We start from the raw sequence: 26312 nt of genomic DNA, 5'->3' as shown, positions 1-26312 counted from the left end.
TGGGCCGATGTCGTCCCTGCGTGTTCTCATGGTCGCGTGAGTTACCGGCTGCTGCGTCCGGCGCGCCCGCGTCGCGACGAGGTCGCCCTCGATGAGCGGCAGAGCCGGGTGGCCGGGCACCGGGCCGGCGCGCTGCTGGTGATCGGGGGGCCGGGCACCGGAAAGACCACGACGCTCGTCGAGGCGGTGGCCGCGCGGGTGGCCGAGGGCGTGGTACCGGACCGCATCCTCGCGCTGACCTTCGGGCGGCGCTCGGCGGGCCGGCTGCGCGAACGGATCGAGGCACGGATCGGCGAGGTCGGGCGGGCCACCGCCGAGCCGCTGGTGCGCACCTTCCACGGGTACGCGTTCGGGCTGCTCCGCGCGGCCGCCGCGGAGCGCGGCGAGCCGTCGCCGCGGTTGCTCACCGGCCCCGAACAGGATCTGATCATCCGCGAGCTGCTGGCCGGGGGCACCGCGGGCTGGCCGGCCGAGCTGCGCCCGGCGCTGCGCACCCGGGCCTTCGCCGGGCAGCTGCGCGACCTGCTGCTGCGGGCCGCCGAGCGGGGCGTCGGGCCGGCCGAGCTGTCCGGGCTGGGTGAGGCGCAGCGCCGGCCGGACTGGGTCGCGGCGGCCGCGTTCATGCGGGAGTACGAGCAGGTCCTGGCGCTGCGCGATGCCACCGGCCGGGCCGGCGTGGGGTACGACAACGCGGAGCTGGTGCGGGCGGCCGCCGCCCTGCTCGAGGACGACCCCGAGTTGCTGGCTGCCGAGCGCCGCCGGCTGTCCTTCGTGTACGTCGACGAGCTGGCCGACACCGACCCGGCCCAGCTGGACCTGCTGGCGCTGGTCGCCGGCGACGGCGCGCATCTGGTGGCCTTCGCCGACCCGGACTCCTCGACCTTCGCCTTCCGTGGCGCGGATCCCGGAGGCATCCGCGAGTTTCCGGGCCGGTTCGGCGCGGCGGCCCTGACGCTGACCCGGTCGTACCGGTCGGCGCCGCAGTTGCTGCCGGTGACCGCGCGGATCGCGGCCCGGCTGCGCGGCCCGGCCCGGCACCGGGCGCTGACGCCCGCCGAGCCCACCCCGGGCGATCCGGCGGGCGGTTTCACGACCGGCTCACCGGGCGAGGGCTCACCGGGCGAGGTCCGGGCCGGCGAGGGCTTGCCGGGCGAGGTCCGGGCCGGGGCGGAGGTGCACACCTTCCGGTCGGCGACCAGCGAGGCGGCCTACGTGGCGCACCGGCTGCGCGAGGCGCACCTGCTCGACGGGGTGCCGTGGGATCGGATGGCGGTGGTGGTCCGGTCCACCACCCTCGTGCTGGCCACCCTCCAGCGCGCCCTGCAGCAGGCCGGCGTGCCGCTGGCCACGCACGCCGAGGACCTGCCGCTGCGGTTCCAGCCGGCGGTGGCGCCGCTGCTGCTGGCGCTGCGCTGCGCGGTGGAGCCGGACCGGCTCGACGAGGAGACGGCCGTCGTGCTGCTGCACTCGGCGCTGGGCGGGGCCGACCCGCTCGCCGAGCGCCGGCTGCGGCAGGGGCTACGGGCGCTGGCCATGGCGGCCGGCGATCCGCGCCCCTCCGGGATCCTGCTCGTGGAGGCGCTGCGCGACCCGGCCGAGCTGGCCGCCGTCGAGCGGCGGTGGGCGGCCCCGGCCCGCGCGGTGGCCCGGCTGCTGGCGGCCGTACGGGAGACCGCAGCCCGACCCGCGTCGACCGCCGAGGACGTGCTCTGGGCCCTGTGGCGCAGCAGCGGACTGGCCGATCGCTGGGCGACGGCCAGCGCCCGGGGCGGTCCCCGGGGCGCCGCGGCCGACCGGGATCTCGACGCGGTCATGGTGCTGTTCGACGCCGTGGCAAGGTTCGTCGACCGGCTGCCCGGCGCGCGGGTCGAGGTCTTCCTCGATCACGTACTCGGCCAGGAGCTGCCCGCCGACACCATCGCCCGGATGGCCGATCGGGGCGCCGCGGTGCGGGTGCTGACCGCGCACGCTGCCAAGGGGCTGGAGTGGGACGTGGTCATCGTGCCGGGCGTCCAGGAGGGCATCTGGCCGGACCTGAGGCTGCGCGGCAGCGTGCTGGGCTCGGAGCAGCTGGTCGACGTGCTGGCTGGTCGGGAGCTGACCGCGGTGGGCCGCTCCGCCGCCCTGCTGGACGAGGAGCGCCGGCTGTTCTACGTGGCGATCACCCGGGCCCGGCGGCGCCTGATCGTCAGCGCGGTGGCCTCCGGGGACGGCGAGGAGCAGCCGTCCCGGTTCCTGACCGAGCTGAACCGGGGCGGAGGCCCGGGACCGGCGCGGCGGGGCGATTCCGGGGCGGTCCCACCCGATCCCAGCCCCGACGGCGGGCCGGATACCGGTAGTCGTCCCGGGCCGAGTACCGGCGGTGGCTCCGGGCCGGACTCCGCGGGTGCCGGCGGGTCGGGGGCGGGGCCCGGCGGCGGCGCGTTCGCGTCGGATCCGGAGTTCGACGATTCCGCCGACGTGCCCACCGCCACCCGGCTGCCCCGGGCGCTGACCCTCCCGGCGCTCGTCGCCGAGCTGCGTACCGCGCTGATCGACCCGGCTACCCCACCCGCCCGCCGGGCCGCCGCCGCCTCCGCGCTGGCCCGGCTGGCCGATGCCGGGATCCGTGGCGCCGACCCCGCCGACTGGTGGGGGCTGCCGCCGCTGTCGGACGAGCGCCCGGTGTCCGGGCCGGACGAGGCGGTCACCGTCACGCCCTCGACCGTGGAGAGCGTGCAGCGGTGCAGCCTGCGCTGGCTTCTGGAGCGCCACGGCGGGGCCAGCCGGCCGAGCCCCGAACAGGGGGTGGGCAACCTCGTGCACGCCGCGGCGATGCTCGCCACCGACGCCCGGGTCGACCGGAACACGCTGATCGAATACGTCGCCGGCCGGTTTGACGAGATTGAACTGTCCGCGCGCTGGTTGGCCGGGCGGGAGCGGGACCGGGCCGAGCACATGATCGACAAGCTGGTCGGCTGGCTCGCCGCCAACCCGCGCCGGCTGATCGCGATCGAGCGGGACTTCCTGGTCCAGCTCGACGACGTGGTGAGGATCAAGGGGCGGGTCGACCGGCTGGAGGTCGACGACCAGGGGCGGCTGGTGGTGATCGACCTCAAGACCGGCAAGAGCACCTCGGTCACCGAGGCGGACCTACCGACCCAGCCGCAGCTCGGCGCGTACCAGGCCGCGGTCGAGCTGGGCGCCTTCCCCGACGTCGGCGACGAGCCGGGCGGCGCGTCGCTGGTGCAGCTCGGCAGCCACGCCGCGGCCAAGGAGCAGGAGCAGCCGCCACTGGCCGAGTCGGCGGATCCGGCCTGGGCCACCACGATGGTGCGGCGGACCGCGGCCACCATGGCGGCGGCCACCTTCCAGGCGGTGGTCAACTCGAAATGCCGGGCGTGTCCGGTCCGCACATCGTGTCCGGTCTCCGGCAAAGGTCGGCAGGTCACCGGGGACGAGCCGTGAGGCCCGGGGACCGGCCGGCCGCGTCCGCCGGGCCGCGGTACACGCCGGCCGAGCTGTCCCGGCTGCTCGGCCTGCGCCACCCGCCCACCCCCGAGCAGGTAGCGATCATCTCGGCGCCGCTCACCCCGCTGCTCGTGGTGGCCGGGGCCGGCTCGGGCAAGACCGAGACCATGGCCGCCCGGGTGGTGTGGCTGGTCGCCAACGGGTACGTGCGGCCGGAGCAGATCCTCGGCCTCACCTTCACCCGCAAGGCGGCCGGTGAGCTGGCCCACCGGGTACGAGCCCGGCTCTCCCAACTGGTCCGGAGGCTGGGCCGGGACGACCTGATCGCGGGGGAGCCGGCGATCGCCACGTACCACTCGTACGCGGCCCGGATAGTCACCGAGCACGGCCTGCGGGCCGGGTTCGAACCCACCAACCGGCTGCTCACCGAGGCCAGCTGCTGGCAGCTCGCCGACGCGGTGGTGCGCGGGTACGACGGCGACATGTCCGAGGTGGCCTCGGCTCCGAGCACGGTGACCGACGCCGTACTGCACCTCGCCGGTGATCTCGCCGAGCACCTGGTCGACCCCGACCAGCTGGCCGGCTGGACCGGGCGGTTCCACGCCGAGGTGACGGCCGCGCGTGGGCGGGTCTACCGGGACGTCAACGAGGCGCTCAAGCGCCAGCGCGCCCGGCTGCAGCTGTTGCCGCTGGTCCGGGCGTACACCGAACGCAAGCGAACCCTGGAGGCGATGGACTTCGGCGACCAGCTGGCCCGGGCCGCCCGGGTCGCCCGCGACCACCCCGAGGTCGGCGCGATCGAGCGCGACCGGTACCGGGTGGTTTTGCTCGACGAGTACCAGGACACCAGCCACGCCCAGGTGGTGCTGCTGCGCGCGCTGTACGGCGGCGGCCACCCGGTCACCGCCGTCGGCGATCCGTGCCAGTCCATCTACGGCTGGCGCGGCGCCAGCGCCGGCACGCTGGACCGGTTCCGGGACGAGTTCCAGCACGTCAGCGGCGAGCCGGCGGCCCGCCTGCAGCTGTCCACGAGCTGGCGCAACCGGCCGGAGATCCTGCGGGTGGCCAACACCCTGTCCGAACCGCTGCGGGCCTTCGGCCATCAGGTGGCCCGGCTGTCCGCCGCCCCCTCGGTGGCCGGCGGCGCCGACCTGGCGACGGTGCGCTGCGCCCTGCTGCCCACCTTCGCCGACGAGGCGGAGTGGATCGCCGACCGGATCGTCGCCGCCTGGCGCTACGCCGCCGATTCGACCGCCGAGCCCGGCGAGATCCCGGTCGAGCTGCGGCCGACCACGGCGGTGCTGATCCGGGTGCGGGCACAGATCCCGGCGATCGAGGCGGCCCTGCGCTCCCGCGGTCTCCCGGTCGACGTGGTGGGGCTGGGCGGCCTACTCGACACGCCCGAGGTCCGCGACGTGGTGAGCACCCTGCGGGTGCTGGCCGACCCGGCCGAGGGGGCCGCCCTGCTCCGGCTGCTGACCGGGCCGCGCTGGCGGATCGGCGCCCGGGACCTGGTGGCCCTGTACGGCCGGGCTCGGGCCATCGCGGTCGACGCGCTCCACGGACCGGGCCGGGCGGGCGGCGATGACCGGGAGGCCGGGGCGCTGGTTCCCGACCGGCTCGACGAGGCGACCCTGGCCGAGGCGCTGGACGAGCCGGGCGAGGCGTCCCGGTACTCGGCGGAGGGCCACCGCCGGTTCGCCGCGCTGGGCGCCGAGCTGCGGGCGCTGCGCCGCCGGCTGGACCAGCCGCTGCCGGATCTGATCGCCGACATCGAGCGGACCATCGGGCTGGACGTCGAGGTGGCGACCCGGCCGGGCGACGCCGGCCTGGCCCGCGCGCATCTGGACGCGTTCGGCGAGGTGGCGGCGCGGTTCGCCAGCGAGGCCGACGCCGCGACGCTGACCGGGTTCCTGGCCTACCTGGAGGCGGCCGAGTCCGAGGAGCGCGGGCTGCCCTCGGGCGAGGTGGAGGTGGTCGAGGGCGCGGTGCAGATCCTCACCGGCCACGCGGCCAAGGGCCTGGAGTGGGACGTGGTGGCGGTCGCCGGGCTGTCCGCCGGGATCTTCCCCGGCGGGGTCAAGTCGAGCGACCACTACCTGGGTGGGCTCGGCGTGTTGCCGTTTCCGCTGCGCGGTGACCGCGACGGTCTGCCCCGGCTGGGGCTCTCCGGGGTGACGGACCAGAAGGCGATGGCCGGCGCGCTGGCCGAGTTCGGCACCGACTGGCGGGCGCACGACGAGCGGGAGGAGCGGCGGCTGGCCTACGTCGGGGTCACCCGGCCCCGGCGGCTGCTGCTGTGCTCCGGGTACTGGTGGGGCGAGGGTACGAAGCGGCCGCGGGGGCCGTCGCCGTTCCTGGACGAGATCCGCGGCGCGTGTCTGGACGGCGCCGGGATCGTCGATGAGTGGACGCCCCCGCCGGAGCCCGACGAGTCCAATCCGACCGCGGTGGAGGCGGTGGCCGCCAGCTGGCCGGCCGACCCGCTCGGCGCGCGCCGACCGGTACTGGAGCGGGCCGCCGACCTGGTGCGGGCGGCCCAGTCGGCCCTGGCGTCCCAGCCGACCCCGGCGGCGTCGGGCGGTCCGGAGGCACTGGCCGATCCGTCGGCGGTCGCGGCGGGCGGCGGCGGGGCCGGGGAGCCGGACTGGGCCCACGAGGTGGAGCTGCTGCTTGCCGAGCGCGCCCGGCTGACGCCCGACCCGAACGCGCCGGTCGATGTCGCCCTGTCCGGCCACCTCTCGGTATCGCAGCTGGTCGCGCTGCGTAGGGATCCGGAGGCCCTGGCCCGAACGCTTCGCCGGCCGCTGCCCGCCCGCCCGGACCCGTACGCGCGCCGGGGCACCGCGTTCCACGCCTGGATGGAGCAGCGGTTCGGCGCCGATCAGCTGCTCGATCTCGACGAGCTGCCCGGGGCCGGCGATGAGGACGCGGCACCGGACGAGGTCATGATCGATCTCCGCAAGCGGTTCGAGGAGAGCGAGTGGGCCGACCGCGAGCCGGTACGCGTCGAGGTCCCGTTCTCGATCACCGTGGCCGGGATCGTGATCCGTGGCCGGATGGACGCCGTCTTCGCCGACGGCGACGGCCGCTACGACGTCGTGGACTGGAAGACCGGACGCCGCCCGGCTCCCGGCCGGGAAGCGGAGGCGGCGGCCGTGCAGCTGGCCGCGTACCGGATCGCCTGGGCCGAGTTGGCGGGGGTACCGGTGCACCGGGTCCGGGCCGCCTTCCACTACGTGGCCGATGGGGTCACTGTCCGTCCGGCCGATCTTCTCGACCTGGAAGGACTAAAGGCGCTGCTCATCGCGCTACCGGCCGGAGCGCCGCAGACGTGATCCCGACAGCAGTCTGTTACTGCGCGTCGGCCATCAACGATCCTGTCCGCGGGGGAAGGAGCGCGGTGGGTCGTGGCATTGGATTTCGTGAGCTGCTGATGGTGGCGGTGCTGGCGACGGCCGGCCTTCTGCTCGCCGCGGTCGCCGTGCTGTCGCCCTGGTACGCGGCGCCGCCGTCGACTCGTACCCCTATCGTGACGGTGATTCACCCGGGTGGTGTCGCAGACCGCCGGTGAGTGGGGGACACTGGCGAGAGATGTCCGATCAGCAGTCACCCTGGGCCAAGCCGGAGTCGGAAGATTCGTCCTCGCCGGTCACCGTGGTGTACCCACCGTCGCCGCCCGCGGCCACTCGCCTCGACGCGAGGCCCGGCCGGACCGAGTGGTCGCGTTCCGGCACGATCACCCAGCTCAACGCCGCGCCGCCGGCCGAGCCCGATGTGATCCAGTTCGGCAAGCCCAAGCTGGATCCCGCGGCGCGCCAGCGCCGCACCCTGCTCTGGTTCGGCGGCTCCGCCGGGTTGATCGTGGTGCTCGGTGCGGTGATCCTGCTGGTCCTCTCCATGAGCGGCAGCAGTCCGCTGCAGCGCGCCGCCGGGCCGTCGAATGTCCTGCCGCCGCTGGCCAAGGCCTGCCCGCCGCCGTCGGCCGACCCGCAGAACCTGCCGTCGCCACCCCCGCCGCCGCCCGGCCCGCGCACCGTCGACACCCAGTCCGGTATCTCGTACGCGGCGCAGGGCGCCCCGTGGCAGCCCTGGAACCAGGTGTGGACCGCCGGTGACCTGCACGTCAAGTACGGCGTCGGCCAGCACTTCGTCACCGAGACCTACCCGGGCGGCGACTACCACGCGTCGATCCTGTCGGGCAACGTGCCGGCCGCCGAGAACGACGCCCTCACGCTGGACCTGAAGTGCACCGGCCACCAGGTGCTGGCCGACGTCCGGGCCTCCTACTACCCCCAGCCGACGACCATGGACACCATGCGGGACGAGGTGACCAACCTGGGCGGCAGGCCGGCCTGGGTCAGCGAGTTCCGGCTGCACTTCCACAGCGACGGGCTCAAGGCCTCCAGCGAACTGGTCGGCCTGGCGTTGATCGACGTCGGCCGGCCGAACGCGGCGGTGCTCTACGTCTCGATCCCGAACACGGTCAGCCAGTTCGACCCGGTCGTCAATCAGGTCCTGGAGTCGGTCCGGCCCACCTGACGGCGGCGTGGCGACCCGCACGACCCCGGCCGGTGGGGGGCCACGGGCGACCTGGGCCCGGCCGGTGGGCGGGCCCCGGCCGACTCGGGAGCGCGCCGGCGAAGCCGGAGGAGGTCCGCCAGTCCACGGCATGGCCGAAACGAGTTAAGGTCGCAGTCGTGTCTTCTCGTAGCGCCGCAGTCGACATTCCTGCCACCAACTACCCGATCGAGCGGTTCACCCTGCCCAATGGGCTGAGGGTGGTGCTGGCGCCCGACCGTTCCGCACCCGTGATCGGAGTGGCCGTGGTGTACGACGTCGGCATCCGTTCCGAACCGGAGGGGCGCACCGGCTTCGCCCACCTCTTCGAGCACCTGATGTTCCAGGGCTCGAAGAATCTGGAGAAGCTCGCCCATTTCAGGTACGTCCAGGGCGCCGGCGGCACCTTCAACGGCTCCACCCACCTGGATTACACCGACTACTTCGAGACCCTGCCGTCCAACGCCCTGGAGCGCACGCTGTTCCTGGAGGCGGACCGGATGCGTGGGCCGCGGTTGACCGAGGAGAACCTGCGCAACCAGGTGGACGTGGTCAAGGAGGAGATCCGGGTCAACGTGCTCAACCGACCGTACGGCGGCTTCCCCTGGCTGAAGCTGCCGCCGGTCATGTTCGACACGTTCCCCAACGCCCACGACGGGTACGGCTCCTTCGTCGATCTTGAGTCGGCCACGGTGGCCGACGCGCAGAGCTTCTTCGAGCGCTTCTACGCCGCCGGCAACGCGGTGCTCGCGGTCAGCGGGGACATCGACGTCGCCCAGGCGACCCGGCTGGTCGAGGCGCAGTTCGGCGACGTGCCGGCCGGCCCGGCCCCGAAGCGGCCCGACTTCCAGGAACCCGACCTCACGGCTGAGCGCCGCTCCGCGTACGTGGACCGGCTGGCCCCGCTGCCGGCGGTGGCCAGTGCCTGGCGGGTACCCAACCCGATCGACGACTTCACCGCATACCTGCCGTACGTCGTGCTGGCCGAGGTGCTCACCGACGGGGACGCGTCCCGGCTGGTGCAGCGGCTGGTCATGCGCGACCGGGCGGCCACCAGCATCGGCGGGTACCTCGGCTTCATGGGCGAGCCGTTCGAGACCCGCGACCCGACCGCACTGCTGCTGCAGGCCCACCTGCCCCCGAGCGGCGATGTGGACAAGGTGCTGCGCACGATCGACGAGGAGACCGATCGCATCGCCACCGACGGGCTGACCACCGGCGAGTTGGAGCGCACGGTGGCGCGGATGGGCACCCACCTGCTCCGCGACACCGACGCGGTGCTCGGCCGGGCGCTGCGGATGGCCGTGCTGGAGCAGCAGCGCTCCGATCCTGGCCTGATAAATGAGCTACCCCGGCTGCTCAGCCAGGTCACCGAGGAGCAGATCGTCGCCGCCGCGGCGCAGCTGCGGCCCCAGCGCCGGGCCACCGTCGAGGTTCAGGTCGGCAACTCCGGAGGTACCAAGTGACCCGCCCAGTTCCGCCGCTGGAGCCGACCCGCGAGCTGCACGTGCCGCAGACCGCCGAGCGCCGGCTGCCCAACGGGCTGACCGTGCTGGCCATCCAGCGGTCCTCGGTGCCCCTGGTCGAGGTGCGGCTGCGCGTCCCGTTCGCGCAGACCGAGCTGGCCCCGTCGGCACTGTTGACGCAGACCATGTTCTCCGGCACCGCCGACATGTCCACCGTGGACATCGCGGCCGAGCTGCAGACCGTCGGTGGCGCGCTCGGCTCCGGCGCCGACCCCGACCGGCTGCTCGTCTCCGGCAACTCCCTGGCCGCCGGGCTGCCCCGGCTGCTGGAGATCATGGCCGACGTGCTCGAGCGGGCCGCGTACCCGGCGGACGAGGTGGCCACCGAGCGGGACCGGTTGGTCGACCGGATCCAGGTGGCCCAGAGCCAGCCCGCGCACCTGGCCCGGGTGGCCCTGCTGAAGCGGGTGTACGGCAACCACCCGTACGCGGTGCAGACCCCGGAGGCCGCGGACGTCAAGGAGGTCGCGCCGGAGCTGCTGCGCGCCCTGCACGGCGAGCGCGTCCATCCCAACGGCGGCATCCTGGTGCTGGTCGGTGACGTGCCGCCGGAGCGGATGCTGGACGAGGCGGAGCGCAAGCTGTCCGGGTGGGGAGGCGACGGTCGACTCATCGAGCTGCCGCCGGTCCCGGCGCTGGAGCCCGGGCCGCTGACCCTGGTCGACCGGCCCGGTTCGGTGCAGTCGTCGCTGCGCATCGCGCTGCCCGGGGTACCCCGGACCCATCCCGATCACGCCGCGCTGCAGCTGGCTAACCTCATCTTCGGCGGATACTTCTCGTCCCGCTGGGTCGAGAACATCCGCGAGGACAAGGGGTACACCTACGGACCGCACTCGGTGGTGGAGCACTCCATCGCCGGCACCATGCTGACCGTCTCGGCCGAGGTCGCCACCGAGGTCACCGGGCCGGCCCTGCTGGAGACGTGGTACGAGTTGGGCCGGCTGGCCAGCCTGCCGCCCAAGGAGGAGGAGCTGGAGCAGGCCCGGCAGTACGCCCTGGGCACCCTCCAGCTCGGCATGTCCACCCAGTCCGGACTGGCCGGCCTGGCCAGCACGTACGCGGGCTACGGCCTGCGCCTGGACTACCTCGCGGAGCACGCCGCCCGGCTCGCGGCGGCCACCCTTGACGACGTGGCGGCCGCGGCGACCAAGTACCTGGCGCCGACGCGCGGCGTGACGGTGGTGCTGGGCGACGCCGATCGGGTGGAGGGTCCGCTCGGCGCGCTGAGCGCGGTGCACCGTGAGGGTGTGCGGCAGGCCACCGGGCTCACGGAGGTCGCGGAGCAGGAGACCACGGGCGGCGCGGGTCCGGCGAGCGGCGCGGCCGCGGCCGGGAGTGCGGGAGCGTGACCGAAGCGCCCGGCAATCATCGCGTGGCCGAACCGGACCGGAACGGGCGTCCGCGGGAGGGATCTACCCCGGAGGCGCCCACGAACGGGTCGGCCCCGAACGGGTCGGCCCCGAACGGTTCCGCCCCGGTCGCTGGTGCCCCGGTCGCTGGTGCCTCGGCCGGTCCGGTGTCGCCCACCGCGCCCTCGGCGCGCGACGGCGCGGCACCGGCCGGGCCGTCGGCGCGCCCCGGCCGGGAGCCGGGCGTCCCGCCGCTGTCCCGCACGGGCCTGCAGCGGGTGGCGCACCGGCGCGCGGACGAGATCTGGCTGGCCGATGCGTGGTTCCGGGCGAAGGTACTGATCGTCGACGGCGTCAACGCGCTCTACCGCGACGGGCACCTGATGTTCGTGGACGCCGCCGGCGCGCCCGAGGGCGACCGGATGTTCCTGGGCGAGGACGAGGCCGGTACGCCCTACTTCGCCGTGCTCGCCCCGCTGCCGGAGGTGGACGGCGCCCGGCGGGCCACCGCTCGCGAGATCGGGCACGAGCTGGACGACCTCGAGGGCGGCCTGCTGCTCGCCGCCGTGGCGCTGTCCAACTGGCACGCGCGGCACCGGTTCTCGCCCCGGGACGGGCAGCCGACCACCCCGGTCGACGCGGGCTGGGCCAGGCGGGGTCCGGCCGGCGACACCCACTGGCCCCGTACCGACCCGGCGGTCATCATGCTGGTGCACGACGGGACACCGGGGGAGCAGGGCCGCTGCCTGCTCGGGCACAACGCGGCGTGGACCAACCCGGGGTGGGTGCGGCGCTTCTCGTGCCTGGCCGGGTTCGTGGAGGCCGGCGAGTCGGCCGAGGCGGCGGTGGTCCGGGAGGTCGGCGAGGAGGTCGGGGTACGGGTCAACCGGCTGCGGTACATGGGCAGCCAGGCCTGGCCGTACCCGGGCTCGCTGATGCTCGGCTTCACCGCCCAGGCGGACCCGGAGCAGCCGGTACAGGTGGACGAGGCCGAGATCGCGTCGGCCCGGTGGTTCACCCGCGCGGAGGTGCGCGGGGTACTCAGCGGCGAGCGCGACGACTTCGGCCTGCCGATGGCCTCGTCGATCGCGCACTTCCTGCTCACTGAGTGGCTCGCCGGCCGCTCGTAGGGCCGCACCAACCGGTTTGGCCCGCCCCTCCCCGAAGCGGGGAGCGGTTCAGAGGCCGAGCTTCGGTTCAGAGGCCGAGCTTGATGACCTTGACCCGCTGGCGGCCGTTGCGCACCGAGCCGCTGGTCGACAGCGCCCTGGCCAGGTGCAACGCCGCGTCGCGGTTGTCCGCCGTCATGGTCTGCCGCCGGGTCTCCGGCGTGGTGTTCTCGTCGCGCAGGCGGGTTCCGCAGGCGTAGGCCTCGGACACCTCGTTGGGCTGGCTGGGACGGATGTCGGTCCGGACGATCAGATAGCGCATGTGCAACTCCGGGAGAGCGGCGTTTTGCAACTCGCAGATGCCACTTGTCATGTTCATACGCAACTCCCCTCCGTGCAACCCTTCACGGCGAAATCCTTCGCGGGGTGGCACGCGCGGTATACACGGGTACCGGGCCGGAGGCGTGCTCCTGCCCGGTACCGGGGTGGTGCGATCTTGAAGCCGCCGAGGCGTCGAACCCCGAGCGGCCGGCCGTCAGACCTGAGCGGCCAGCTTCTCCTTGACCTGCACGATCGTGGGGTTGGTCAGCGCCGTTCCGTCCTCGAACCGCAGCGTCGGCACCGTCTGGTTGCCGCCGTTGACGGTCATCACGAAGTCCGCCGCGGCGGTGTCCTGCTCGATGTCGACGACCGAATACTCGATACCCTCGCGGTCCATCTGCGTCTTGAGCCGACGGCAGTACCCGCACCACGTGGTCGAATACATGGTCAACACGGCGGTCCTCCTCATAGTTGGCCTAGGCAAGCACTAGAACGTCCGACCGGGCTGACATGATGCCTTGCTGTGGCGGGGAACTCAATTGAGGGGGTAGGCGCGGGGCCGGCGCCCAGGTCCGCGCCCGACAAGCCCGCCCAGCGAGTGCTGGCCGGTCTCGACGACGAACAGCGCTCGGCGGTCACCGCCCCGGCGGGTCCGGTGTGCATTCTGGCCGGCGCCGGCACCGGGAAGACCCGGGCCATCACCCACCGCATCGCCCACCGCGCGCTGTCCGGTCAGATCGCGGCCAGGCACGTACTCGCGGTCACCTTCACCGCTCGGGCCGCCGCCGAGATGCGCGCCCGGCTGGTGACGCTGGGGGTCGACGGGGTACAGGCGCGCACCTTCCACGCCGCCGCCCTGCGGCAGGTGCGCTACTTCGCCCCGCGCCTGCTGCGCGGGCGGGCCATGCCGGAGCTGGTGGACAGCAAGGCACGGCTGGTCACGCTCGCCGCCGCCCGCGGTGGCCTGAGGGCCGACCGGACCGTCGCCCGCGACCTCGCCGGCGAGATCGAGTGGGCGAAGTCGTCGCTGGTCGAGCCCGGCGAATACGAGATAGCCGCCGCCAAGAGCGCCCGGGACACCCCGTTCGAGGCGGCCAAGGTCGCGCAGGTCTACGCGGCCTATGAGGAGATCAAGCGCGGCAACGGCGTGATCGACTTCGAGGACCTGCTGCGCGCCGCGGTATGGGCGGTGGAGGAGCACCCGGACGTCGCGGATCAGGTGCACTCGCAATACCGGCACTTCGTCGTCGACGAGTACCAGGACGTGAACCCGCTGCAGCAGCGGCTGCTGGAGGCGTGGCTGGGCGGCCGGAGCGACCTGACCGTGGTCGGCGACGCCAGCCAGACCATCTACTCGTTCACCGGGGCGTCTTCGACCCACCTGATCGACTTCCCGCGGCGGCACCGCGATGCCACCGTGATCCGGCTGGTCCGGGACTACCGGTCGACTCCCCAGGTCGTGGGCTTCGCCAACGCGATCATCCGGCAGGCGCGCGGGGCCGAGGCACGGCTGCGCCTGGAGCTGGTCGGGCAGCGACCGCCCGGCCCCGAGCCGGACATCAACGTGCTGCCCGACGAGCCGGCCGAGGCGGCGGCGGTCGCGAAGCGGTGCGCCGCGCTGATCGGCGACGGCACCCCGCCTCGCGAGATCGCCGTGCTGTTCCGGACCAATGCCCAGTCCGAGGCGTACGAGGGCGCGCTGGCCGAGGCCGGCGTTCCCTACGTGGTACAGGGTGCCGAGCGGTTCTTCGAGCGGCCCGAGGTGCGCCAGGCGATGGTGGCGCTGCGGGCGGCGGTACGCAGCACGCCGCCGGAGACCGAGCTGCCCGACGCCGTGACCATGGCATTGGAGGCCGTGGGTTGGCGGCCCAACGAGCCGCCGCCGGGCGGTGCCGTCCGGGAACGCTGGGAGGCGCTGTCCGCGCTGGCCGGCCTCGCCGACGAGATCGGCGGCACCCTGGAGGAGTTCTGCGGGGAGCTGGCCCGCCGGGCCGCGGTGCAGCACGCGCCGACGGTGGAGGGCGTCACGCTCGCCTCGCTGCACTCCGCGAAGGGGCTGGAGTGGGACGCCGTGTTCCTGGTCGGATTGGCCGAGGGGACGCTGCCGACCATGTACGCGAAGACGCCCGAGGCGCTGGAGGAGGAGCGGCGGCTGCTGTATGTCGGGATCACCCGTGCCCGCCAGTGGCTGTGGCTGTCCTACGCCAGCGCCAGGTCACCCGGCGGCCGGCAACGGCGGCCCAGCCGGTTCCTGCCGGCGGCGCAGCGCGTCGAGGAGGTCGGCCGGCGCGCCGGTCCGGTCAACCCGGCCGCGCGGCGGCGGGCGGTCAACCTGTCCTGCCGGGTCTGCGGCACCGCGCTGCTGTCCGGACCCGAGCGCAAGCTGGGCCGCTGCGCTAGCTGCCCGTCCGACATCGACGAGGAACTGTTCGACCGGCTACGCGAGTGGCGCGTGCGGGTGGCGATGGACCAGCGGGTGCCGCCGTACGTCGTCTTCACCGACGCCACGCTGACCGCGCTGGCCGAGCGCAAGCCGATCCGGACCGAACAGCTGGTCGACATCGCCGGGATCGGCCCGCGCAAGATCGGTCTGTACGGCGAGGCCGTGCTCGCCCTGGTCAACGGCGCGGCCGTGGACGATCTCGTGATGCCAGAAGCCGACGAAAAAAATCCGGCATCGGGTCCGTAAAATCGTTTGCCTCGCTCGCGGGCGTGGGAATAGCCTGCAAGCACACCACACGAGCGGCAGCTCTCCGGCTGCCCTTGGAATGTCGGATCGAGCGAACAGCAGGAGGTGGGCACCGTGAACACAATCGATCACCGTTATGAGCGACCGGCGGTGTCAATCACCGTGTGCGCTCCGGCCCACGAATGGTTCGTGGGCCGCCTGGATGTTCCGGGTGCCGTGGTCGATCGGCCAAGCCTGGCGAAACTCCAGGATCAGCTGTCCCAGCAGAAGTCCGTCCAGCAAGCGGGGGTCCGTTCCCAGGCGCAGGGAAGCTATGCCCTGCCCACCAACGGCTCCTCCACGGCCAAGCCCACCGGAATGGCGAAGTCGCCGGCAACCGTCGGCGCCGGAGCCAGCGGTGTTCCACCTCGAGGGAGACCGGTCTAACAGACCGAACCGGCTCACCTCGAGGCCGCGGAACCCGCACACCGGGATCCGCGGCCTCAGTTATTTCCAGCCTACGAAGTGCGGGAACGAGACAGAAAGAGAGGTGACCGGGAGATGAGTCTGGCGTTGGAATCGCTCGACACGATCGATGTCGAGGTAGGTGTGGATCTGCCCTGCCGCCGGTTTGACCCCGACCTTTGGTTCTCCGACGCCCCGGCCGAGCTCGAACTGGCGAAGTCGCTGTGCGGCGACTGCCCGGTCCGGGTGGAGTGCTTGGCCGGCGCGGTGGACCGGGCCGAGCCCTGGGGCGTCTGGGGCGGGGAGATCTTCGAGCGTGGTGCCGCCATCCCGCGGAAGCGGCCGCGGGGTCGTCCGCGCAAGGAGGACGTGGCCAGGGACGAGGCCCTTCGGGCCGAGGTGGCGTCCCGCGTCGCGGCCAAGATCCGGGTGGCGGCCTGACATGAGCGGCAACCGCAGATCTCAGATCCACACGAACGCCAGCCGCCGGCAGCGCGCCGCGCAGCCGACCCGGCCAACTGTTGTGAAGACCGGTACGAACCGACCGAGGAGCACCGACAAGATGATCGCGACCCTACAACTCATGCATGAAGCACTGAGCCGCGCGCGAATGCGCCGGCCTCAGGACCACACGTCTGAGGCTTACCGCTCCGCCCGCCGAATCGCGCTGAACGCCCACAACGAGCAGACCAGGCTCATGGGAATCCAGCGCTGACGAGGTCTCGGAATTCATGCACACCAGCGAGCGCCCGTCCCCTCCCCGGGGCGGGCGCTCGCACCACCTCCAGTGAGGACACGCCCTCGATGGAGCGAGGCGATCCGGCCGGCGGTCAGGCGGCGGGTGCCTCGATCGCGTCCGGCCCGGCGAAGCCGGGCAGCCAGCGCTCCACCACGGCCCGGTAGGGCGCGGTCGCCTCGAGTTGGCACAGCACGCCGATCGAGCCCAGGGTGACCCGGTGGATCAGCAGGTACGACGGGGGAAGGTTGAGGTTCTTGCCGAGCTGGTACGCCGAACCCCGCGGGTTGCCCACCCGGGTCGCCTCGCCGCGCAGCCATGCCCTGGTGAAGTGGAACTCGGGTACCGCGATGGGCTCCAGGATGGGCCGCAGGTATCCCAGGATCGCGGACGCGTCCACCTCGACGTCGGGCTTGACGAACCCCTCCTCGCGCAGGCCCCGCAGCACCGCGTCGGCGTCGCCGTCCAGGGCCATCCGGGTCAGCCGGCCGATCGGCTCCGGGTGCCCGCCGGGCATCCGGGCCACCGCCCCGAAGTCGATCACACCGAGCCGGCCGTCCGGCAGGATCCTGAAGTTGCCCGGGTGCGGGTCGGCATGCAGCAGCCCGGCCCGGGTCGGCGCGGAGAAGTGCAGCACGGACAGCAGCAGGCCGGCGTGGTCGCGTTCCTCCTTGGTGCCCTCGGAGATCACCTTCGCCAGCGGCCTGCCCTCGATCCACTCCGTGACCAGGACGCGTGGTGACGAGGCGACCACCTTGGGTACGTAGATCTGGTCGTCGCCCTGGTACGCGTCGGCGAACGCGCGCTGCGAGGACGCCTCCAGTTCGTAGTCCAGCTCCTCGGTGATCCGGGCGCGCAGCTCGGCCAGCAGCGGCTTGATGTCCAGCCCCGGCTGGATCACCCGGAACAGCCCGGCCATCCGGGACAGCTGGGTCAGGTCGGCGAGCAGGGCCTCGCCTGCGCCCGGGTACTGCACCTTGACCGCGACCGGGATCCCGCCGCGCCCCTTCTTCCAGATCCCCCGGTGGACCTGGCCGATGCTGGCCGCGGCCGCCGGCGAGTCGTCGAACTCACGGAACTTGGCCCGCCAGTCCGGGCCGAGCTGCTGCTCCAGGACCCGGTGCACGCTCGACGCCGGAAGCGGAGGGGCCGCCTCCTGGAGCTTGGTCAGCGCCTGCCGGTACGGGCCGGCCAGTTCCTCGGGCAGCGCCGCCTCGAAGATCGACAGGGCCTGGCCGAACTTCATCGCCCCGCCCTTGAGCTGCCCTAACACGCTGAACAGGTGCTCCGCGGTGCGCTGCTGGACCTCGGCGGACACCACGTCGGAGGCCATTCCGGTGACCCGCTTGCCGAGGCCGAGGGCGGCTCGACCGGCGAAGCCCAGCGGCAGCGACGCGAGCTTGGCGGTACGGGTCACGGCCCGTCGAGGGATGTCGGTCACCAGATCATTGTCTCTCATGCCGGCCGAAACCGGCGGGGACGCGGATTCGCCGACCGGACCCGCTCCGAGCCAGGCTGAGCGGCCCGGGCGCAGCCACACCTCGGATGTGCCGGCCAGGTCCGGCGCCGCTCCCGGCCCGGGCCGGCGATCTCGATCGTGACGCCGATCGTTTGTGGGACGCCACCGTCCAGAAACGTCAAAACCTCGTCGGCGGCGTAGCCCACCGCGACCAGGACGGTGGTCACCGCGCACGGCTGCAGGATCTCGCCGCCGGTGGACAGCTGCGCGGCCAACGCCGGCCAGACGGGATCCCGGTCGCGCCGGTGCAGGTCCACACAGTTGAGGCAGGGGCTGCCGGCGGGCGGGACCAGCGGCCCCACGACCGCGAGGCCGTCGCGCAGGTCCAGGGCGAGGTGGGGGATCCGGCGGCGGGCGTACGCGAGGGCGGTCAGCTCGGCCGGCCGGTGCGTCCCGGCGTGTACCGCGAAGGTGACGGCGTCGTCACGCAGCGGCCGGAGGTCGGTGGCCGGCGCTATCCGGGCCACGGCCTCCCCGGCGGCGGTGGAGCGCCAGCGGCCGGTGTCGGTCGGTAGGATCCCGCCCACCCCGGCGTCGGTCACGTCGACCCGCCCGGACAGCGCCGGGTCCACGTGCCCGACCCCGGCCGCCGCCAGCGCCGCCGCGATCGGCGCGGCGAGCCTGCCATGACCGCTGATCCGCACCCGGGCGCCGGCCCGGCGGCGCACCGCCTCGGCCGGGGTGCCGGCCGCCGAGCCGGCCATGGCCAGCGCGGCGACCTCGGTCACCAGCCGGCGGCGTACCGGCTCGATCAGGTTGTCGGGGAGCAGGGTGCGCGCCCCGACGACGAGCCCGGCCCTGGTCAGCGCCGCCAGGAACGCCTCGGCGGCCTCGGTGGGGACGCCGAACCCGGCGGCCTCACGGACGATCTGCGTGTCGCCGCGGCTGCCGTCGATCAGGTCGAGGACCCGGGCGGTGGCCGGGTCGACGAAGTCGAACACCACCGCGCGCCGAGGGTCGGTGCCGAGCTGCAGACTGTGCTGGCCGCGCCACAGACGGCGCAGGCCGGGAAGCAGTATGGGTCGGTCCATGGCCGGCACGATGTCACCATCAGCGATGGTGACGCTTCGCGTTGTCCACAGCGAAATGGGGCATCGACCGCGTCATCCACAGCGACACGCCGAGTTATCCACAGGATTCCGGGGCGGTTGTCGCCAGCTCGACATCACGCAATGTGTCGGGCACGCGACTCGTTCAACGACTCGGCGGTGGGCCGGATACGGCGCGGCGGATGGACCGCGCCGCACCCGGCACCGGGCTCAGGCCTTGCCGAGGATGCGGTTGACCGTCGTGCCGCAGACCGGACAGGGGCCCTTGGCCATTCGCATACCGGTCTTAGAGATCTCTACGTTGCCCTGAAAATCGCGCTTCTCCTTGCATTTCACGCAGTAACCGTTGTATTTCTCGGCCGTCTCGGCCACGGTGCCCTCCTCTGCTCTCTTTCCATTCCCCGTATGGGTACCCACGCGGGAACGGAAGTCGACTTCGTGAGTCTGCCCCCGGCAGGGCCTGGACCACGGGCGTTCCGCCAGGACACGCCAGGCTTTTCGCACTAATGGCGTGTTGCTGGCAAGCGACCGAAGGAATTTTTCGGGCGATCAGCAATAACTTGGACCTTATCGGCGGCGGTCATCAAGTTGAGGCTTGCCTAGGGTAGGCGTCCGCCCGTTAGCGTGCCCACGTGACCCGATACCCGTCGGCCCGTTGGTTGATCTAGGCCAGTCATGGCCAGCACCCGGAAGCCCGTCGTTGAGGTGCGACGCAGTGAGCGCCGCCGCCGCACGGTGTCCGCATACCGGGACGGCGAGCGGGTGGTCGTGCTCATCCCGGATCAATTCTCCCGGGCCGAGGAGCGCGAGTGGGTCGACCGGATGCTGGAGCGCCTGGCCGCGCGTGATCAGCGCGGCCGGCGCAGCGATACCGAACTCGCCGCCCGGGCCGCCCGCCTGGCCCACCGGTACCTGGCCGGCTACCCCGCCGCCGCCCGGCCGGCCAGCGTGCGCTGGGTGAGCAACCAGAACGGTCGCTGGGGGTCGTGCACCCCGGCCGACCGGTCGATCCGGATCTCGGACCGGATCATCGACATGCCCGACTGGGTGATCGACTACGTGCTCCTGCACGAACTGGCCCACCTCGTCGTACCCAGCCACAGCACGGCCTTCTGGGCCCTGGTGGCCCGCTATCCGAAGGCGGAGCGGGCGCGGGGATACCTGGAGGGGGTCTGTGCGGCCTCCGGAGAGCCCATCCACGAGGATTGACCGGTGACCGACCAGCCACCCCGCCGCACCGTCGTCGTGCCGCTGTCCCCGCCCTCCTGGACGCCGCCGGGGGTGGACGCCGCCGGTTGGCGGCACGCCCTCGCCGAGGACGTGGTGGACCTGCTGGCCACCCTCGCCGAGGTGGAGCCCGCGGTCGCCGTCCTGCCCGGGGACCGCGAACTGGCCGCGGCCGTGGTCTGGCCCACCATGCCGGTGTACGAGGTGCCGGAGCTCACCGCCAACGCGATCTTCGCGGCCGCCGGGGCAGACGGGTACGACCAGGCGGCCATCGTCGCGCCGGACGCCCCCGACCTGCCCGCCATGCTGATCGGAAAGCTGCTCCGGCCGCTGTCCAGCCGGCCGCTGGCGGTGGCGCCCGGTGCCACCGGGGGGCTGCTGGGGCTGGCCGCCCGGCTGCCGGTACCGGGCTGGCTGCCGGACATCGACCTGACCGCCGACGCCGAGTCGGTACGGGCCGCGGCACCGCACCCCGGCGAGGTGTCGATCGTGCCCGGCTGGCACCGGCTCAGCGGCCCGGACGGGCTGTCCAGGCTGGACCCGGCGCTGGAGGGCTGGGAGGCCACCAGGGCCCTGCTCAGCCCCGCCTAGCGGGCTCCGCCCGGTCCGCCGGTACTTCCCCGGGGATGCCGGGGCCCGGGGTTCAGGAACGAGGCTGGGACCCGCCGGCCGGCCCGCCCTCACCGGGCTCGTCGCCGGGGCCGGACTCGCCGTCCGCCTCGGGCTTTCCACCCGGCTCGGTCGCGCCCGGCTCGGCCGGTCCGCCGGTCTCCAGCGAGCCGAAGTCGAACTCGTCTATGTCCAGGGTGCCCAGATCAAGCTGGGAGCGGGCGAAGCCCTCCGGGTCGGCGAAGTCTTCCTCGCTGGGGAGCAGGTCGGGGTGGCCCCACAGGGCGTCCCGGCCGCCGATGCCGCGGTGCTCGGTCAGCGCCGACCACAGCGCGGCGGCCTCGCGCAGCCGGCGGGGCCGCAGCTCCAGCCCGACCAGCGCGGCGAAGGTCTGCTCGGCCGGCCCGCCCGCAGCGCGCCGCCGTCGGAACGCCTCGGCCAGCCGGATCACGTCCGGGAGCCGGTCACCGGCGGCGCTGTCCACCACGTGGCAGACCCAGCCCTCGACGAGCGCCAGGGCGGTCTCCAGGCGGGCCAGCGCGGCCTTCTGCTGCGGGGTGTCGTCCGGCGTGAAGATGCCCTCCACCGACAGCTCCTGCATGGACTCCGGGTTGCCCGGGTCCAGCCGGCCCATCGCCTCCTCGATCGCGTCGCGGTTGACCCGGATGCCGGCCGCGTAGGTCTCGACGGCAGTGAACACGTGGCCGCGCAGCCACGGAACGTGACCGAACAGTCGCTGGTGGGCGGCCTCGCGCAGGGCCACGTACAGCCGGACCTCGTCCGCGTCCAGCTCCAGCCCCTCGCCGTACGCGCTGATGTTCGCCGGCATCAGCGCGGCCGTGCCCACCGGGCCCAGCGGCAGCCCGATGTCACCGGCGGAGAGCACCTCGGCGGCCAGCGAGCCGAGCGCCTGGCCCAGTTGGCCACCGAACAGGGCGCCACCGAGCGTGGCGACCATGGACTGCATGGGGCCGAGTTGGCCGCGCATCTCCTCCGGCACCAGATCGCCCATGGCGCCGACCATCCGACCGGCGACCGGGTCGCACAGCTTGCGCCACACCGGCAGGGTGCGTGTGATCCACTCGCCCCGGCTCCACGCCTGGACGTTCTGGATCCCCGAGGGCAGCGCGGACGCCGGCTCCAGCCAGAGGTCCGCCAGCCGCAGCGCGTCGGTGACCGCCTGGTATTCCGCCTCGGTGACCCGCGGGTCGCCGGGCGGGGGCTCGGTCGGCTCCGCCTCGACGGCCGGCGCGAAGCCCAGACCGCCGGTTGCCAGGCCGCCGCCGGTCAGGGTCGCCTGCGCCACCTGACGGGCCAGGTCCCAGTTGACCGGACCGCCGCCCGAGCTGGAGAACAGCTGCTGCAACTGTCCGAGGAACTGCTGCATCTGGGCCGGGTCGTTGGGGTCCGGCGCGGCACCGCCGGGTAGTCCGAAGCCGAAGGGCGAGTCAGGCACGGTTCAACCGTACGCGTACGAGGCGATAGAATCCCGTGCCGGGCGTTCGCCCACGGGGGAAGTCGGGGATCGTCGGCCGGAGACAGTAGGCTTCGGCGCATGAGACGACGTGGCGCCACCCTACTCGTGGGCGTGGTCGTGCTTGTTGCCCTGGTGTTGGGGTCCTTTGTCGGGATCAAAGTGCCCTACGTCGAAGAGGGGCCCGGGCCGACCTGGAATACCCTGGGCAGCTCCAGCGGCAAGCAGTTGATCTCGATCTCCGGCGGCACCACGTCGAACTCCGCCGGCCAGCTGCGCATGGTCACCGTCGGCGTCGAGGATCAGATCACCCTCTGGCAGGCCATCCGGGGCTGGCTCGACCCGTCCGACGCGGTGGTGCCGCGCGAGGTGGTCTACCCGCCAGACCAGACGCAGCAGCAGACCGACCAGCAGAACCAGCAGGAGTTCGCGGAGTCGCAGAGCTCCGCGGAGACCGCGGCGCTGCGCAAGCTCGGCTTCCCCGTCAAGGTCACCGTCGGCTCCGTCGTCGCGGGCGCGCCGGCCGAGGGCCACCTGCGGGCCGGCGATGTGATCAATTCGGTGAACGGCCAGCAGGTCACCTCGGTGGAGAAGCTGACCTCCTTGATCAAGGCCAGGCCCGCGGGCACGGCGCTGGTCATCGGGTACAGCCGCAACGGCGTGCCGGCCAGCACGACGATCACCTCGAGCAAGGGCTCCGACGGTTCACCCCAGGTCGGGGTTCAGGTCGACCAGAAGCAGCCCAGCCCGTACTCGATCAAGTTCACCCTCGACGACGTGGGTGGGCCGAGCGCCGGGCTCATGTTCTCGCTCGGCATCGTCGACAAGCTCACCCCCACCGACCTGACCGGCGGGATGACCATCGCCGGCACCGGCACCATCGACGACGACGGCAACGTCGGCCCGATCGGCGGCATCGCACAGAAGATGCGCGGGGCCAAGCGCGACGGCGCCACCGTCTTCCTGTCGCCGGCCGACAACTGCGCCGAAGCGGTGGCCAACGCGGTGCCCGGCCTGGAGTTGGTCAAGGTCTCGACGCTCAACGATGCCCTCACGGCCCTGCAGAAGCTGCGCGACCACCAGACGCCCACCCTCTGCGCCGGGAGCTGATCCGCCCGGCCGCGGTCGTCGTCGCTGGTCGCGGCGCGAACCCCGATCCGGGGGCGACCCGCGGGATAAAGAATCACCTCGTACCCTGGTGCCGTGGTGATGCGAACCCCCCTGCCCCGGATGAGTCGCCGCGGCCGGATGACATTGATCGTTTTGGCCTGCGTAGTGGTGCTGTTCATCCTGCTGGGCTGGGTGGTCGACGCGTGGACGGACTACCTGTGGTTCTCTGAGGTCAAGTACACCCAGGTGTTTACCACCGTGCTGCAGACCCGGCTCGGGCTGTTCGCGATCTTCGGCTTCGGCATGGCGTTGATCGTCTGGTTCAACCTCTGGCTGGCGTTCCGGCTGCGGCCGATGCTGCGGATGCACTCCTCCGAGCAGCAGTCCCTCGAGCGGTACCGCGGGATGATCTCGCCCCGCTTCGGCCTGTGGTCCGGCCTGCTCTCGGCGATCGTCGGGCTGTTCGGGGGCCTGTCCGCGCAGGGCCGGTGGCAGCAGTGGCTGCTGTTCTCCAACGGCCAGTCGTTCGGCGTCAAGGATCCACAGTTCGGCGTCGACCTGGGTTTCTACGTCTTCGCGTACCCGTTCTGGCGGTACCTGCTCGGGGTCGGCTTCACCCTGGTCGTGCTGTGCGTGCTCGGCGCGCTGGCCATGCACTACCTGTTCGGCGGGGTGCGCCTGCAGGGCGCCGGCGAGCGGATGACCGTCGCCGCCCGTGCCCACCTGACCGCCCTGGTCGCCTTCTTCGTGCTGCTCAAGGCCGCGGCCTACTTCCTTGACCAGCGCGGCCTGCTGCTCGCTCACAACGACGCGACGAACCTCTTCGGGGCCGGGTACACGGACATCAACGCGCTCCTGCCCGCGAAGGAGATCCTGGCCTGGATCTCCGTGGTGGTCGCGATCGCCATCCTGGTCTTCTCCAACGCCTTCATCCGCAACCTGGTCTGGCCGGGCATCGCCATCGGCCTGCTCGCGCTGTCGGCCATCGCGGTCGGCGGTATCTACCCGGCCGCGGTGCAGACCTTCACCGTGAAGCCGAACATCCGCGACAAGGAAGCGACGTACATCGAACGCAGCATCGACGCCACCCGCGACGCGTTCGGCCTCAACAACATTCAGACCATCCAGTACCCGTCGACCGCCAACGTGCCGCCCGAGTCGCTGATGTCGGACACCGACACGGTGGCCAACATCCGGCTGCTCGACCCGTCGATCGTGTCCAACACGTACACCCAGCTGCAGCAGGTGCGCGGGTTCTACGACTTCACCCAGAAGCTGGACATCGACCGGTACACCACCGACGGCAACACCCAGGACTACGTGGTCGGGGTCCGGGAGATGGACTACAACAACCTGACCCCGCAGCAGAGTAACTGGCAGAACCAGCACACCGTCTTCACCCACGGGTACGGTTTCGTGGCCGCCCCGGCCAATCAGATCGTGTGCAACGGCCAGCCCGAGTTCGCGTCCGGCTTCCTCGACAACGAGGCGGCGCAGACCAACTGCCAGTCCGACACCGACCAGATCCCGGTCGCCCAACCGCGGATCTACTACGGCGAGAACATGAACCCTTATGCGATCGTCGGTAAGGCTTCGAACGGCCAGGACGCCGAGTACGACCGGCCCAGTGGCTCCAACGACCAGTACGTGACCTACGACGGCAGTGGTGGCGTGTCGGTCGGCTCATACCTGCGGCGGATGCTGTACGCGTACAAGTACAAGGAAACCAACTTCCTCATCTCGAGCGTCTTCAACAAGAACTCGAAAATCCTTTACGTACGCGACCCGCGACAGCGAGTGCAGAAGGTAGCCCCGTTCCTCACCCTCGACGGCGACCCGTACCCGGCGGTGGTGAACGGGCACATCGTGTGGATCCTCGACGGCTACACGACCGCGTCGACCTACCCGTACTCGCAGGAGGTCGACCTGCAGTCGGCCACCAGCGACACGCAGACCGGCGAGGGCACCGCGCAGCAGGCCCAGACGGACATCAACTACCTGCGCAACTCGGTGAAGGCCACGGTCGACGCGTACACCGGGAAGGTCACCCTCTACGCGTTCGGCCAGTCCGACCCGGTCCTCAACGCCTGGAACAAGGCCTTCGGTGGCAACCTCATCAAGCCGAGTTCGGCGATCCCGCCGGAGCTGGCGCAGCACTTCCGGTACCCGGAGGACCAGTTCAAGGTGCAGCGCGAGCTGCTGACCCGGTTCCACGTCTCGGATCCCAGCCAGTTCTACTCCGGCCAGGACTTCTGGCAGGTGCCGCAGGACCCGGCTCCCGGTACGACGGCCAACCAGGCGCCCTACTATCTGCTGGCCAAGTTCCCGGGGCAGAACCAGACCACGTTCCAGCTGACGTCCGCGATGACGCCGCGCGGCCGGCAGAACCTGGCGGCGCTGGTCACCGGCTCGTACGTGAACGGCCAACCGAAGCTGGAAATTCTTCAGCTTCCGCCGGACACCCAGGTCTCCGGGCCGGGGCAGGCCGATCAGAAGATGACGAACGACAACTCCGTGCGGCCACAGATCAGCCTGCTACAAAACAGCGCCACGGTCATCTACGGCAATCTGCTGTCACTGCCAGTGGGCAGCGGGATGCTCTACGTGGAACCGTTGTACGTGCAGAGCAAGGCGGAGAACGCCTATCCACAGCTGAAATATGTGCTGGTGAACTTCGGCCAGTACGTTGGCTTCGCGGACAGCCTGCAGGGCGCGCTGACCCAACTGCTCAACTCGGCCAAGTCCGCGGGGGCCAACCCGCCGGCCGGTCCACCACCGAGCGCGAGCCAGCCGCCACCGACGTCTCAGCCGAATCCCGAGGTGGATCAGGCGACGCAGCGCATCGACAAGGCGATCGCAGACCTGAAGGCGGCTCAGCAGTCCGGCAACTTCACGGACTACGGCCAGGCGCTGCAGGAGCTGAACGACGCGATCACGGCGTACCAGCAGGCTCGCGACTCGGCCAACGTCGCGCCGTCGCCGTCGCCGTCGGTCAAACCGTCGACACGGTCCAGCACGTCGCCCTCGCCGAAACCGTCGGTGGCACCGTCCGGATGATCTTGGGTGCCCGGGTTTCCGGGCCGGAACGTTGAGATTCCGGCCCGGAAAACCGCTGGTGGCGCACTGGTGCGTAACCGTTT

The 26312-nt window shown here is 72.3% G+C and carries 18 protein-coding genes and 1 pseudogene; 13 read left to right on the top strand and 6 right to left on the bottom strand.

Going from position 1 to position 26312, the window contains the following annotated elements; genetic code table 11:
• Positions 1 to 36: 36 nt before the first annotated feature.
• The 7 genes and pseudogenes from ABEA87_RS11730 to nudC all read left to right on the top strand — a co-directional run bounded on the left by ABEA87_RS11730 (position 37) and on the right by nudC (position 12015).
• The gene (locus tag ABEA87_RS11730; RefSeq protein WP_345628782.1) at positions 37 to 3447 is read left to right on the top strand and encodes an ATP-dependent helicase; all 3411 of its coding nucleotides are present in this window, start codon (positions 37 to 39) and stop codon (positions 3445 to 3447) included.
• Positions 3444 to 6788 carry an ATP-dependent helicase gene (locus ABEA87_RS11725; protein WP_345628780.1) on the top strand — a complete coding sequence of 1115 codons (3345 nt, stop codon included), beginning with the start codon at positions 3444 to 3446 and terminating at the stop codon, positions 6786 to 6788. Before ABEA87_RS11730 ends, ABEA87_RS11725 begins: the two co-directional genes overlap by 4 nt.
• Positions 6789 to 6853: 65 nt before the next feature.
• A complete protein-coding gene (locus ABEA87_RS11720) occupies positions 6854 to 7024 on the top strand; it encodes a hypothetical protein (RefSeq protein WP_345628778.1) in 171 nt (56 codons plus the stop codon).
• Positions 7025 to 7044: 20 nt separating this feature from the next.
• On the top strand, positions 7045 to 7992 hold the full coding sequence (locus ABEA87_RS11715) for a hypothetical protein (RefSeq protein WP_345628776.1): 948 nt from the start codon (positions 7045 to 7047) through the stop codon (positions 7990 to 7992).
• A 158-nt stretch (positions 7993 to 8150) separates the two neighbouring features.
• A complete protein-coding gene (locus ABEA87_RS11710; protein WP_345628774.1) occupies positions 8151 to 9476 on the top strand; it encodes a M16 family metallopeptidase in 1326 nt (441 codons plus the stop codon).
• Positions 9473 to 10780, top strand: a pseudogene (locus tag ABEA87_RS11705) (M16 family metallopeptidase); the annotation flags it as partial. The gene ABEA87_RS11710 and the pseudogene ABEA87_RS11705, both read left to right, overlap by 4 nt.
• Positions 10781 to 11139: 359 nt before the next feature.
• Positions 11140 to 12015 (top strand): NAD(+) diphosphatase, encoded by an 876-nt coding sequence (gene nudC / locus ABEA87_RS11700; protein ID WP_345628938.1) that lies wholly within the window; start codon positions 11140 to 11142, stop codon positions 12013 to 12015.
• Between the two features lie 67 nt (positions 12016 to 12082).
• On the opposite strand, the gene ABEA87_RS11695 is transcribed toward nudC, so the two are convergent.
• A complete protein-coding gene (locus ABEA87_RS11695) occupies positions 12083 to 12316 on the bottom strand; it encodes a hypothetical protein (RefSeq protein ID WP_345628936.1) in 234 nt (77 codons plus the stop codon).
• Positions 12317 to 12529: 213 nt separating this feature from the next.
• A complete protein-coding gene (locus tag ABEA87_RS11690) occupies positions 12530 to 12769 on the bottom strand; it encodes a mycoredoxin (protein ID WP_345628772.1) in 240 nt (79 codons plus the stop codon).
• Positions 12770 to 12913: 144 nt separating this feature from the next.
• Between ABEA87_RS11690 and ABEA87_RS11685 the strand changes: the two genes are divergently transcribed.
• Together ABEA87_RS11685 and ABEA87_RS11680 are read left to right on the top strand one after the other, a co-directional pair.
• Positions 12914 to 15004: an ATP-dependent DNA helicase UvrD2 gene (locus ABEA87_RS11685; RefSeq protein ID WP_345628935.1), complete on the top strand. Its 2091-nt coding sequence runs from the start codon at positions 12914 to 12916 to the stop codon at positions 15002 to 15004.
• 540 nt (positions 15005 to 15544) lie between these two features.
• The gene (locus ABEA87_RS11680; RefSeq protein ID WP_345628770.1) at positions 15545 to 15889 is read left to right on the top strand and encodes a WhiB family transcriptional regulator; all 345 of its coding nucleotides are present in this window, start codon (positions 15545 to 15547) and stop codon (positions 15887 to 15889) included.
• A 389-nt stretch (positions 15890 to 16278) separates the two neighbouring features.
• Here the strand turns inward: ABEA87_RS11680 and ABEA87_RS11675 are convergent, their stop codons facing one another.
• The 3 genes from ABEA87_RS11675 to ABEA87_RS11665 all read right to left on the bottom strand — a co-directional run bounded on the left by ABEA87_RS11675 (position 16279) and on the right by ABEA87_RS11665 (position 19124).
• Positions 16279 to 17625 (bottom strand): ABC1 kinase family protein, encoded by a 1347-nt coding sequence (locus tag ABEA87_RS11675; protein WP_345628769.1) that lies wholly within the window; start codon positions 17623 to 17625, stop codon positions 16279 to 16281.
• A 14-nt stretch (positions 17626 to 17639) separates the two neighbouring features.
• Positions 17640 to 18734, bottom strand: a complete 1095-nt coding sequence (locus tag ABEA87_RS11670) for a hypothetical protein (RefSeq protein WP_345628767.1) — start codon at positions 18732 to 18734, stop codon at positions 17640 to 17642.
• A 228-nt stretch (positions 18735 to 18962) separates the two neighbouring features.
• The gene (locus ABEA87_RS11665; RefSeq protein ID WP_203916429.1) at positions 18963 to 19124 is read right to left on the bottom strand and encodes a DUF5679 domain-containing protein; all 162 of its coding nucleotides are present in this window, start codon (positions 19122 to 19124) and stop codon (positions 18963 to 18965) included.
• Positions 19125 to 19427: 303 nt separating this feature from the next.
• On the opposite strand from ABEA87_RS11665, the gene ABEA87_RS11660 reads away from it, so the two are divergent.
• Complete coding sequence (locus tag ABEA87_RS11660; protein WP_345628765.1) at positions 19428 to 19961, top strand: M48 metallopeptidase family protein; 534 nt, start codon at positions 19428 to 19430, stop codon at positions 19959 to 19961.
• A gap of 3 nt (positions 19962 to 19964) precedes the next feature.
• Positions 19965 to 20570: a hypothetical protein gene (locus tag ABEA87_RS11655; protein WP_345628764.1), complete on the top strand. Its 606-nt coding sequence runs from the start codon at positions 19965 to 19967 to the stop codon at positions 20568 to 20570.
• A 52-nt stretch (positions 20571 to 20622) separates the two neighbouring features.
• Here ABEA87_RS11655 and ABEA87_RS11650 read toward each other — a convergent pair whose 3' ends face one another.
• Positions 20623 to 22044: a zinc-dependent metalloprotease gene (locus ABEA87_RS11650; protein WP_345628762.1), complete on the bottom strand. Its 1422-nt coding sequence runs from the start codon at positions 22042 to 22044 to the stop codon at positions 20623 to 20625.
• Between the two features lie 99 nt (positions 22045 to 22143).
• On the opposite strand from ABEA87_RS11650, the gene ABEA87_RS11645 reads away from it, so the two are divergent.
• A complete protein-coding gene (locus ABEA87_RS11645) occupies positions 22144 to 23172 on the top strand; it encodes a YlbL family protein (RefSeq protein WP_345628761.1) in 1029 nt (342 codons plus the stop codon).
• Between the two features lie 99 nt (positions 23173 to 23271).
• Positions 23272 to 26229 (top strand): UPF0182 family membrane protein, encoded by a 2958-nt coding sequence (locus ABEA87_RS11640; RefSeq protein ID WP_345628933.1) that lies wholly within the window; start codon positions 23272 to 23274, stop codon positions 26227 to 26229.
• Positions 26230 to 26312: the final 83 nt, after the last annotated feature.

Source organism: Rugosimonospora acidiphila, assembly GCF_039543385.1.
In the GTDB taxonomy this organism is placed as follows: Bacteria; Actinomycetota; Actinomycetes; order Mycobacteriales; family Micromonosporaceae; genus Rugosimonospora; species Rugosimonospora acidiphila.
This window is presented reverse-complemented; position numbering and strand designations above follow the sequence as displayed.